The 11046-nt window shown below is 37.4% G+C and carries 11 protein-coding genes; 7 read left to right on the top strand and 4 right to left on the bottom strand.

The window, feature by feature from the left end:
* Positions 1 to 151 precede the first annotated feature (151 nt).
* On the bottom strand, positions 152 to 724 hold the full coding sequence (locus AC13EX_RS13250) for a hypothetical protein (RefSeq protein ID WP_482893042.1): 573 nt from the start codon (positions 722 to 724) through the stop codon (positions 152 to 154).
* 377 nt (positions 725 to 1101) lie between these two features.
* Here AC13EX_RS13250 and AC13EX_RS13245 point away from each other — a divergent pair, with 377 nt between their 5' ends.
* From AC13EX_RS13245 to AC13EX_RS13225, 5 genes are all read left to right on the top strand, one after another.
* Positions 1102 to 2130, top strand: a complete 1029-nt coding sequence (locus AC13EX_RS13245) for a phenylalanine--tRNA ligase subunit alpha (protein WP_482893041.1) — start codon at positions 1102 to 1104, stop codon at positions 2128 to 2130.
* A 111-nt stretch (positions 2131 to 2241) separates the two neighbouring features.
* The gene (locus tag AC13EX_RS13240; RefSeq protein ID WP_482893040.1) at positions 2242 to 3081 is read left to right on the top strand and encodes an FkbM family methyltransferase; all 840 of its coding nucleotides are present in this window, start codon (positions 2242 to 2244) and stop codon (positions 3079 to 3081) included.
* Complete coding sequence (locus AC13EX_RS13235; protein WP_482893039.1) at positions 3081 to 3860, top strand: glycosyltransferase family 2 protein; 780 nt, start codon at positions 3081 to 3083, stop codon at positions 3858 to 3860. The genes AC13EX_RS13240 and AC13EX_RS13235 overlap by 1 nt, the downstream gene beginning before the upstream one ends.
* A 197-nt stretch (positions 3861 to 4057) precedes the next feature.
* Positions 4058 to 4432, top strand: a complete 375-nt coding sequence (locus AC13EX_RS13230; RefSeq protein WP_482893038.1) for a hypothetical protein — start codon at positions 4058 to 4060, stop codon at positions 4430 to 4432.
* 420 nt (positions 4433 to 4852) lie between these two features.
* A complete protein-coding gene (locus tag AC13EX_RS13225) occupies positions 4853 to 5419 on the top strand; it encodes a DUF3244 domain-containing protein (RefSeq protein WP_482893037.1) in 567 nt (188 codons plus the stop codon).
* 242 nt (positions 5420 to 5661) lie between these two features.
* Here AC13EX_RS13225 and AC13EX_RS13220 read toward each other — a convergent pair whose 3' ends face one another.
* The 3 genes from AC13EX_RS13220 to AC13EX_RS13210 form a co-directional block, all read right to left on the bottom strand.
* The gene (locus AC13EX_RS13220; RefSeq protein WP_339714357.1) at positions 5662 to 6129 is read right to left on the bottom strand and encodes a TlpA family protein disulfide reductase; all 468 of its coding nucleotides are present in this window, start codon (positions 6127 to 6129) and stop codon (positions 5662 to 5664) included.
* 26 nt (positions 6130 to 6155) lie between these two features.
* Positions 6156 to 6992, bottom strand: coding sequence for a sugar phosphate isomerase/epimerase family protein (locus AC13EX_RS13215; RefSeq protein ID WP_482893036.1), 837 nt, complete (start codon positions 6990 to 6992; stop codon positions 6156 to 6158).
* 261 nt (positions 6993 to 7253) lie between these two features.
* Positions 7254 to 7619, bottom strand: a complete 366-nt coding sequence (locus AC13EX_RS13210) for a hypothetical protein (RefSeq protein WP_482893035.1) — start codon at positions 7617 to 7619, stop codon at positions 7254 to 7256.
* Positions 7620 to 7835: 216 nt separating this feature from the next.
* On the opposite strand from AC13EX_RS13210, the gene AC13EX_RS13205 reads away from it, so the two are divergent.
* Together AC13EX_RS13205 and AC13EX_RS13200 are read left to right on the top strand one after the other, a co-directional pair.
* Entirely contained in the window at positions 7836 to 10298 is a 2463-nt protein-coding gene (locus AC13EX_RS13205) for a bifunctional UDP-N-acetylmuramoyl-tripeptide:D-alanyl-D-alanine ligase/alanine racemase (RefSeq protein WP_482893032.1), read from the top strand.
* A 93-nt stretch (positions 10299 to 10391) separates the two neighbouring features.
* Complete coding sequence (locus AC13EX_RS13200; protein ID WP_482893031.1) at positions 10392 to 11042, top strand: hypothetical protein; 651 nt, start codon at positions 10392 to 10394, stop codon at positions 11040 to 11042.
* Positions 11043 to 11046: the final 4 nt, after the last annotated feature.

The following is an 11046-nucleotide window of genomic DNA, read 5'->3' as shown; positions in this document are numbered from 1 at the left end:
TGCCTCATACAAAATCAACGAAAAACTAAAAGGACTGAGGCACATTAGAATTGTAAGGCAATCCCTCGTACAAAACTACATTCCACAAAAACCAAAAGAGCCCCAGTACTGACCGAGGCTCCTTTGTAATCATTGTATACTAATTCATTTATCAAAAAGAATAGGCCAGACCTGCCCGTAACCAATAGCTTGTATATTGACTTCTGAACCTTATTCCATAGGCAACGGCAGGCACCAACTGCAAATTATCAGTCAAGAAAACCCTGGCTTTAAGCTGCAGCCTTGGTGCATGCGTCACAAGATTACCAATCTCTCTGAAAGTAACACCTTGACTGGTTAATTCACCTAAAAGTTCGTGGGTTGCATGTCGCAAATAAGCCAATTCACCTGATAGGATTACCTTTTCAGACTGGTGGAAATCATAGCCCAAGCCAAATGTAAAGGTGGACATATTAAAGTAATCCATTTCTTCAGGTTCCAAAAAAAAGCCATTACCTTTCCCTTCGAAATTAAATTTTCCAAAGGATATATCTCCATAAAATCGATCATTGATGTACCGTGAATAGCCAATTTCAAATCCTTTTGATGATAGATTCCCACCTGTAAACCTATCAGCTTCAATAAAAGAATAACCTAAATAAATGGTATTTTTGGTATTTGTCTGAGCATCGCTAGTACGCACAAACAGAAAGACTGTTAACGCTAATAATAATAGATGTTTCATTGTGTAATTAATTTTCTTCTAGTGTAAAATGGCTCTTATACTGTTAAACCTCCTGATAACAAACACAAATAAACTAATAATTTAGCCCAAAAAAATGTTTATGACTTTCAGACAAAAAATACAGAGGAATGAGGTTTTGCAGACAACTATTGGAAAAAATAAGAGCGCTTAAAGAAGCTACATCATATAATAAGCTCTCCCAAAATATACTGTAAAAAGAATTTTATTATATATAATAGCAATAAAGGTTTTAAAAGGGTAGTAACAAATCGGCATTGTACAGTCCACGCAAAATCAAATAACCTTTACTCTTTTAAAAGATAGGTCGCCTCAAAAAATTATTTTAGATTTGTGTTCTTACAAAGATCGATCCCCACATGCAAAGTGAAAAAATAAACCAGATTAAAGCCGAAATAGCATCAGCAACAGCTACAAATGCAGAAGAACTAGAAGCTTATAGGATGCGGTTTATAAGTAAAAAGAGCGTTATAGGTGCCCTTTTTGCTGAAATGAGAAACATTCCAAATGAACAGAAAAAAGCATTTGGCCAGGAAGTCAATGAAGTAAAAAACTTGGCTGAAGAAAAATTTAAGGAATTGATCGCTCAATCTGAAAGTGGTAGCCAAAAAAGTGCAAGTCTTGATCAAGACCTTACATTGCCTCCTACTGTTTGGCCTGTTGGTGGAATCCACCCGCTCACAGCTGTGCGACAACGCATAGTCACCATCTTTGAGCGAATTGGCTTCAACCTTTCTGAAGGACCTGAAATTGAGGACGATTGGCACAACTTTACAGCATTGAATTTCCCTGAAAATCATCCAGCACGTGAAATGCAGGATACCTTTTTCATAGAGAAAAACCCTGATATTGCTTTAAGGACACATACCTCCTCTGTTCAGGTACGCGTAATGGAAAATGAAGCACCTCCAATTCGTACACTTTCTCCAGGAAGGGTATTTAGAAACGAAGCTATATCCGCCAGGGCCCATTGTATTTTTCATCAAGTAGAAGGTCTCTATGTAGATGAAAATGTTAGCTTTGCCGATTTGAAGCAGACACTTTTCCACTTTGCAAAAGAGATGTTTGGAAAAAACACACAAGTACGTTTCAGACCTTCCTTCTTTCCTTTCACCGAACCAAGTGCAGAAATTGACATCTCCTGTCAACTCTGCAATGGAAAAGGTTGCAATATTTGCAAAGGCAGTGGTTGGGTAGAAATTGGAGGTTCGGGTATGGTGGACCCCAATGTGCTTAAAAATTGTGGAATTGACCCTGAAAAATACACCGGATTTGCTTTTGGTATGGGCATAGAAAGAATTGCCATGCTTAAATATCAAATCAATGACCTAAGGTTATTTACAGAAAATGACATCCGCTTTCTCAGTCAATTTAGAGGCTTACTATAAATTATACTTGAAACATTGATCAGTACCTGCTAAAAATGAATTACCAGGTACTGATCAACTAATAAAATACGCTCTATTTGCAAAGCACCCAAAAATTAATAACTTTGATTGATGCACAAAAAACTATCATTAATTTCCTTAAAACGGAAATTGCAGGGAAATTGGAAAGCATTTCGCTTCAATTTAAGTGCGTCTAACAATCCTGCTTTTATTGGGTTTTACAAGTATCTATACAAGCCTAAAGAAGGAAGCCTAAGTGAATTTTTAAGTCTATATTCAGGTACAAAAAAAGATGGTTTCACTGTAATACAGATAGGTGCCAATGATGGCATAACCCATGATCCTATACATAAGTTTATAAAAAGAGACAATTGGTCAGGGGTATTGCTCGAACCTCTTCCAGGTGTTTACCATCAATTCCTTAAGAAAATTTACGCCAAAAATAAGGGCATAAAGACAATCTGCGCAGCCATCGGAGAAGAAGATGGTGTTCAGGAAATCTATAAAATTGGTTTTTCTAACATGCGCTGGGCTACCGGCCTTACTTCATTTTCCAAAGACAAAGTGCTAAAAGCCTTTGAAGATGGAATAGTGGCCTCCAATTGCAGGAAATTTGGTATTGAAATCCCAAAAGATAAAAGCAAATGGGTGGCACATGAAAATGTGCAGGTCATTTCTCCTAAAAGTCTTATAAATAAGTACAAGCTAGAACAAATAGACTTATTGCAAATCGATGCGGAAGGTTATGACTTGGAAGTTATTCGCATTTTTGACATCGCACAAACAAAACCTAAAGCGATTATCTTTGAAAATGTGGGATTAAACGAAAAGGACTACGAGGCCTGCTTACATCTATTAAAAGAGAACCAATATTCCACTCGGAAATTTGGTCCTAATACCTTGGCACTGAAATCACCAATTGATAGTACCTTCCAAAAATTCTTTAACTGATGAAAAAGGCATTGGTATCCATTGTCATTCCTTGTTACAATCAGGGAGCTTATCTTGAAGAAACCGTACAATCCGTATTGTCCTCCACCTATAGACCAATACAGATAATAATTGTTAATGATGGATCCAGTGATAACTCTTTGCAAATTGCCCAAAAGCTAAGCGAAAAACACAAAGAAATATCTGTACTGGACCAGCCCAACTCAGGAGTGGCCAAAGCTCGAAACAGAGGGATCAAGGCTGCTTTAGGCAATTACATTTTACCCTTGGATGGTGATGACCTTATCTCTCCAGAATACTTGGAAAAAGCTGTGGAAACATTGGAACAGCAAGCAGAGGTAAAAGTAGTCTATTGCCAAGCTGTAAAATTCAACTCAACTTTACAAAAGCCATGGAAACTAAAGTCATTTAGCCGCAACAAACTAGCTAGAGACAACATGATTTTTGTGGCCGCACTTTTTAGAAAATCAGATTTTTTAGCCATTGGTGGGTTTTCTGAAGACATGACCATGGGGCGTGAGGATTGGGAATTTTGGATCAAAATGTTAAAATATGGAGGCGAAGTCATTCAACTTCCATTTATTGGTTTCTATTATAGGCTAACCCCACAGAGCAAAAGAAAGAAAACAGGCACCAACCAAAAGAAGAGAGAACGAATAGCATATTTAAATGCCCATCACCTGCCTTTCTTTGAACGTGAATTAAATGGTCCGCTTAGGTTTCAACGTACTTGGTCTAAACCTTACAATACCTTATTAAAGTGGCTTGGTAAGCTTTAGCAAAGGCAATACATTACTAAAGGCCCACCCATGCCTAGATCAAACCAGGGCGCACAAAACAGAACAAACGATTCTTTTGACAAATCACTAAAAAACGAATCAATAAATCAGAAAAACACAAGACCATAATTTTGACATAGTATTTTTTGGTTTCAAGGGAAATAATCCTATATTCATACTCGTAATAATTCCCTAGTATGAAAGAAAAAATCAATTTTAGTCTGCACAGTTTAAGCCTCGTTTTAGTTATTTGTCTTCTCGCTTGGTATTTCATTAGCACCGGAGTTACTGCCTCTACCGCATTCACCTACATGATCTTTGTCTTGATCGTCGTTGAAATCAGTAGCTTGGTATTAATTAGCGGCATTTATCCTGAAAGCCACACCTCCTTTAAAATTGGTATTATCGCTTCTCTATTTATACTCTTGGGTATCAAAATTATGATACCTTCGTTTTTTGTCCCAATATCTGTAGCCCTAATTTCCGTTAACTTTATTTATAATTTTTACTCCAACAACAAAAGAAGGAAAGGTGCATTTAGAAGGAGAAAAAACAAAACTGCTCGGTTTTAGCCGTTATAATTATTTTCTCTGCATTGCTATAAGCGGGAATACAAAGAAAATCAGTTGTAAGCAAAGCTAAATCTTCACTAGAAAATGACCGTTTTCTAAACATCAACTGTCCACTACCGAACATCAAACAAGATTCATTGATCAGGTTTACAGCTACTTAAATATATTTTTTAAAAATATCTGGATGAATATTTTTTCCGACTTCCCCCTCAATTTTTAAAAATTCCGACCGATACAATAGCAAATCACTGTACGATTGTCCGAATTTGAAACACTTTTACTTTAGAAAGGGCTTTAAAAAGTGTTTCATCCACAGGTAAAAAAATTTATCCCTCAGTCCTATCGGCCGACTAACATTGAGTTGGTACGCGCTTGGTATCAAGTATTGAAAAAGAAATCAACTTTAAACTGTACCAAGTCATGAAAACAATAACAACTCTAATGCTCGTATTCGGTTTATCTTTCTCAAGCTTCGCAATTGATAAAGGTTTAATGGAGGTTTCCTCTGTTGAAATCCAGGAACAAAGGTTTACTATTAATTTAGCCGAGGCCATAGGCCAAGTAAGGATTAGCATTTATGATCCGAATGGAAACATCATTAACAGAACCTTTTTTAAAGTAAGTGGTCCACAGCGTATCCCTTTTAATTTAAGCCAAGTACCTGAAGGCCATTACAAAGTAATGCTAGAAACCAAGGATGAATCACGAAACTTCGATATTGCAAGTTATCGAAAAGTAGAAAAGAAAGTAATGGCCTATGCAAAAGCAATTGATGAAAACTCATTTAACCTAAGAGTTCTAGGTATAACAGAACCCAACACTAAAGTAACCATTTACAGCGACAACCATAAGGTTCTCCTAAAGGATGAGATTACAGAAATAGGAGGTTTTTCAAAAGACTACCACCTAAAGTACTTAAAATTAAGTAAAATTTACCTCAAGGTGGAGAACGCAGAAGGAAAATCCAAGTTCCTGTATTTCAATTGATAAGAGCCTTAAGCTAGAAGGGTTTATCCTTGAACACACAGAAAAGTCCTCAAACAGCCTAATTTACAACCGTTTGCAGAAACCCTTTAATAAAGTCAAAGGCTGTAATTTACGTCCCGTCTCGGAAGCCGAGATAAAAGTCTCCTTAATAAAGACAGGGAGACTTTTTTTAGTTTCTGAGGTAAAGTCATTAAGGAATCACTTGTGTAAAATGAAACCTTAATGACCGAATCAATTATTTCTTATTGATACTTTTCTATTAGGCCCTCTAGTTCTTCCTGACTCAATTGGCCTGTATGAAAATGCCTATCGCCGTTTGCAGATACAAACAAGGTAGCCGGAATGGCTCCTGACCAATCCTTTTTCAGCTTGCGTTTCCAATCCTTTTGTTCTTTTTCACTGAGCAACCATACGGTTGTCTTTATCTCATTTTTTTCTAAAAATGCCTGCACCCTATCCCGCCTCCGATCATCATCAAGTGACACAAATACCAAGCTAGTTCCTTCAGAATTATTAACTGTAGATTCAAAATAGGGCATTTCATGTATGCATGGCAAACACCAAGTGGCCCAAAAGTTATAAATTCTCAGATCTTCGGAAGGGGTTTCAATTTTGTTCCTGAAGTCTTCAAAATCGATGGTAATCATTGGGTCTGTTTCCACAAAACTCAAACCTAAAAAGAGAAACAAAACCTTAAATTTTAACAACATAGATAGTCAACTTTATACAATTAACATTAATTATTTAATGTCTGATTAATATAATAAATAGATTGAGGAATTTGAGCCACCGACTTGGCCGATTCGTCTTCAATGATTAGATAAGCTGTCCCTCCTTTTTTCGCCTGCTCAATAATTTCCTTTATGCCAACATCTCCTGTACCAAGCACCACATTTGAAGCATCGTCTCCTGTACCATCCGTTGTACCTTTAGTACCATTTTTTCGGTCTTTCAAGTGCAATAGCGGGAATTTTTCGGGATGCGCTTTCAATATGGCCAATGGATCAGCTCCACCCATTTTTACCCAAAAAACATCCATTTCGAATTTAAAATCAGTTGCATTGTCCAACATATAATCAAACAATGTGCCGTTGCCATAAGGCTTGAATTCATAACCATGAGGATGATAACAAAAGGTAATCCCTGCTGCTTTAGCCAATTTACCAAATCTGTTAAATACCTCAACTGCTTCTTTGGCATTTTGCTCTGTAAATTCTCCTGTATGGGGTATCCAAAAAGTTACAATATACTTAGAACCAAAGCTTTTTGCTTTTTCAATTACTGCCTCGGGGTCGGTGCCTATCTCCTCATAGGAACCACCTACACTTATCATTTGAAGTTCATACTTGGCCAACAATGCCTTGTATTTCTTATCACTCAAACCATAAGTAGTTCCACCTTCAATATAGCGCACGCCCCATTGTTGAATAATCTCATGGTATTTTTCAACATCAAGCTTCATTTGTTCTCTTAGGCTATAAAGCTGTAAACCTATCTCTTGTGCTTTTAAAGTGGCAACAAATGAAAAATTGACCACCAGGATTAAGAGGTATAAAATGCATGTTTTTTTCATCGGGCTTATCGTTTTAAGTAAAATAACGAAATCCCAGCATACAAACAAAAAAAATAAATCTTAAGACATTAATTTTAACCCGAATTATGTAATAGGATTCGTAAGGAGTGTTGCAATCGCAAGAAAATCAGTTGTTTGGAGATTTTAGCATAGCACCGCTATGGTGAAATTGAAAACAGCAACGAAGTGGCTGATTTTAAAGCAATTTCAGCACATAATAGCATGGCTATTGCCTATTTCGGGTTTAAGAGAAAATTTAAACTATTCTTCCTTAAAACTATCCAAAACATACAAAAAAATATTTAAAGAAAGCGTGGATACATCTTCAGATACAGGTGCCTTTTGGGGCATAGTGGACTCCTTCTCACGAAGCAAAACTTCTTCTTTACCCTTCTTATGCTTCTTATTCGCAACATTTGAATAACCGATAAATCTATTTTTTTTCTGTGCAGAATTTTCATCTGTACTGATATCAGTTTTAGCCAATTGCGTATTTTGCTGAACAAAATTGTAAACGTTACCGTAATTATCCTGAGAAAAAGTATTATGAGATACTAAACCGAAAAACAAAAACCCAAGGATAAAAGGTATATTTAAAAGGGTCCGAATATTCTTTTGCAATCTCATGGTTTTATTAATTATAATTTTCCGTATTAGGATTAATAAGTGTTTGTAAATCAATGTTACATAAATTTTTAATCTTTTACAAATGCTTTCAGAAAGAATTATTCTACTTTTCAATACCGATAAAGTAATTTTACTATAATTTATACTTAGGAATAATAGCTATGGATATTAGTTTTAAATTTGCTTAAACACCAAAAGCTTAACCTAGTCTTACCAATGATGCAAGCCATCAACTTTCTCCAGTTCGCTTCTAAATTGACCAAAGGTTCGGATGACATTATCCTATTGGATGTTGTCATTGACACAAGAAAAATTCAATCCGGCAGCAAAATGCTTTTCTTAGCCTTGAATGGCTCCAGGTATTCTGGTTGGGAATTTGCAGAGGATGCCTATTCCAAAGGGGTTAGGAATTTTATCCTACCGGAAGATTGTCCTGATCCTATTTTGAAAAGCCTTGAGCAGGCAAATATTTTATTGTCCCCTTCCCCCTTGAGAGAACTTCAAAAATTGGCCCAACTGAATAGAGAAAATTTTGCTGGCCCGGTAATCGGAATAACTGGGAGTAATGGTAAAACCATCGTTAAGGAATGGCTTGCTCAGGTATTATCTTCCAAATACCACGTATGGAAAAGCCCCAAAAGCTACAATAGCCAGATTGGTGTTGCTCTTTCTTCCTTAGGAATTAGCCAACAACATCAGGTTGCCGTACTAGAGGCTGGAATTTCTGCCCCAAATGAAATGAATGCCTTGGCGCAAATCATTCAGCCTCAATTGGGAATATTCACCAATATTGGAAGTGCACATGATGAATATTTCCTTGATTCGTCAGCCAAGATAAGGGAAAAATGCTTGCTCTTTAAAAATGTCAAATACTTGATTTATAGGAAAGACCAAAGTCTTCTAAGTCAATATTTGGAGAAAAACTTTGATCCATCCGTATTGGTCAGTTGGTCCGATGAGCCTGGGGGAGATTATGTTTTATCCGTTAAACCTCATAACAACGGATCCAAAATTTTCCTGATAGGAAATGATTTTCAAACCCATACGTTCATCACACCTTTCAAAGACCAAGCTTCCCTTGAAAATGTCAGACATGTCATCACAGCTGCCCTTAGCTTGGGAATGAAGCCGGATGTAATACAACAAGGCCTCGGGCTGCTTTTAGCTGTAGACATGAGGCTAACCCTAAAGTCAGGCATAAATGGCTGTAAGTTGATTGATGACAGCTACAACAATGATTTAGCCGGATTGGAAATAGCTCTTGAATTCATGAGCCAGCAAATCACTACTACTGCGCGAAAGATCCTGATTTTGTCGGAAATGCAACAGGTAGGAAATGAAACGGCTGTTTTTCAAAAAATCGCTTGGCTTCTAGAGCACTATGAAATTGATCTATTTATTGGTGTAGGAAAGGGATACCTTGGCTTTCAATCCTTATTTACTCCTGAAAGTATATTTTATGATTCCACACAAGTACTTTTAAAATCCCTAGACACTTTATCACTTTCCAATGACCTCATCCTTATAAAGGGGGCTAGAGCATTTAAATTTGAAAATATTGTTCAAAAGTTAGAAGCACTAGCTCATGAAACCATTTTAGAAATCAATTTAAACGCCCTTAGACATAACTTTATCCACTATCGCCAAAAACTTAAATCTGGCACCAAAATGATGGTCATGGTCAAAGCTTTCGCTTACGGTGGTGGAGCTGCAGAAATCGGAAATTACCTACAGGAAATTGGAGCCGATTATTTATCGGTGGCCTATACCGATGAGGGGGTATTCCTTAGAAACAATGGAATCACCTTACCTATTATGGTAATGAACCCAGGGAGTTATCACTTGGACTTACTATTGGATAAGGCCCTTGAACCGGTGGTTTACAACCTTGATCAATTGAAATCCTTGGCAGATGGACTAAAGAACATTACGGGCATGTTATCGGTTCACTTGGAATTGGATACCGGCATGCGTAGACTCGGCATGTCTGAAAATGATCTTGATGAGGCCATCAAAATTCTTCAACAGGCTGAAAATTTAAAAATTTCAGGAATCTTCACTCATTTGGCTGGTGCTGATGAAGCCGTACACGAAAGTTTTAGCTTACAGCAGCTGGCTTCATTTGAGCGATCTAGCAGTAAAATAATCCAAGAGACGGGTTGTCAACCCATTCGACATTGCCTGAACTCCGCAGGAATTATCCGTTATCCTAAATATTCCTTCGACATGGTCCGTTTAGGAATTGGGCTCTATGGCATTGAAGTCAATCAACTAGAACAAGACAAATTACAGCCGGCTATGACGCTTAAAACGGTGGTGTCTCAGGTAAAAAAGCTTAAAAAAGGAGAGACAATTGGCTATGGAAGAAAAGGAGAAATGGCGAATGAAGGAGAAGTAGCTACCCTGGCCATAGGTTATGCGGACGGATACGACAGGCGATTTAGCAATGGCAAGGCAAAAGTTTTAATTAAAGGACAAATGGCGCCAATTATTGGCAATATTTGCATGGACATGTGCATGGTAGACGTTACTGGCCTCCAGGTTACGGAAGGCGATGTGGCCATACTTTTCGGTGACAAACCATCGATTATCGAACTTGCTGCTAATATTGGCACTATTCCTTATGAGCTGCTAACTGGAATAGGGCCAAGAGTAAAGCGACAATACATATTGGATTGAGGCAAATGCCAAATTCATGTTAAACTGATCTTAATTTGGATAATATTTTGTTTATTTGTCATTTATATTGATGGTGCTTGTACCCTGTAGTTAATGAACCATATCTCACTGAAATCAATCTTTCTGTTTTTTCTTGTGTTGTCTAGCTTTTCTTGTGAAAATGTGCTCGAAGAAGAAATCGTAATCTATAAAAACGATTTCTCCACAGCAGATCTTAATTCAATAGAAAACGGTAGACTATTTGTTCTCAATGGAGACACCGTCTTAGGCTATTACAATGATGAGGAAGTTTTATTGAACCTGGCCTCTTTGCCTAAGCACAACACTATCAAGGTCACCATAGATCTTCTTCTTCATGACAGTTGGGATGGGAATCCTGAGAATGTGGGCGGACCGGATTACTGGTATTTGGAATTGGATGGGCAATCAGTTCTCCATACAACATTTTCGAATTCTCCTTGCGAATCCACCTACTGTCTCTACCAGTCTTACCCAGCCAATTACCCTAGATTTAACGAACCAAAAACCGAAGCTTTAAGAACAGATTTGCCGGGAAGGTGCCAGTATAAAAATTCTAATGGCTGGACAAGTCTCTACAGAATCACTAAAATAATCAGCCATAAGAGCAATCAACTCTCCATCACCTTAGGAGACGACCTTAAACAAGAAAATACGCCTGAACCGATTTGTGATGAAAGTTGGTCTGTATCTAGCATCCAGGTTAGCACCTTGACAATAAATTGAATCC

It is taken from the genome of Cyclobacterium sp. L-R (assembly GCF_056859355.1).
This window is presented reverse-complemented; position numbering and strand designations above follow the sequence as displayed.

What these genes read in the sequence shown, in the direction of transcription:
- AC13EX_RS13230 (WP_482893038.1), top strand. Translation starts at nt 4,058, where the DNA reads ATGAAAGAAAAAATCAATTTTAGTCTGCACAGTTTAAGCCTCGTTTTA.
- AC13EX_RS13200 (WP_482893031.1), top strand. Translation starts at nt 10,392, where the DNA reads ATGAACCATATCTCACTGAAATCAATCTTTCTGTTTTTTCTTGTGTTG.
- AC13EX_RS13240 (WP_482893040.1), top strand. Translation starts at nt 2,242, where the DNA reads ATGCACAAAAAACTATCATTAATTTCCTTAAAACGGAAATTGCAGGGA.
- AC13EX_RS13225 (WP_482893037.1), top strand. Translation starts at nt 4,853, where the DNA reads ATGAAAACAATAACAACTCTAATGCTCGTATTCGGTTTATCTTTCTCA.
- AC13EX_RS13245 (WP_482893041.1), top strand. Translation starts at nt 1,102, where the DNA reads ATGCAAAGTGAAAAAATAAACCAGATTAAAGCCGAAATAGCATCAGCA.
- AC13EX_RS13250 (WP_482893042.1), bottom strand. Translation starts at nt 724, where the DNA reads ATGAAACATCTATTATTATTAGCGTTAACAGTCTTTCTGTTTGTGCGT.
- AC13EX_RS13235 (WP_482893039.1), top strand. Translation starts at nt 3,081, where the DNA reads ATGAAAAAGGCATTGGTATCCATTGTCATTCCTTGTTACAATCAGGGA.
- AC13EX_RS13215 (WP_482893036.1), bottom strand. Translation starts at nt 6,992, where the DNA reads ATGAAAAAAACATGCATTTTATACCTCTTAATCCTGGTGGTCAATTTT.
- AC13EX_RS13220 (WP_339714357.1), bottom strand. Translation starts at nt 6,129, where the DNA reads ATGTTGTTAAAATTTAAGGTTTTGTTTCTCTTTTTAGGTTTGAGTTTT.
- AC13EX_RS13205 (WP_482893032.1), top strand. Translation starts at nt 7,836, where the DNA reads ATGATGCAAGCCATCAACTTTCTCCAGTTCGCTTCTAAATTGACCAAA.
- AC13EX_RS13210 (WP_482893035.1), bottom strand. Translation starts at nt 7,619, where the DNA reads ATGAGATTGCAAAAGAATATTCGGACCCTTTTAAATATACCTTTTATC.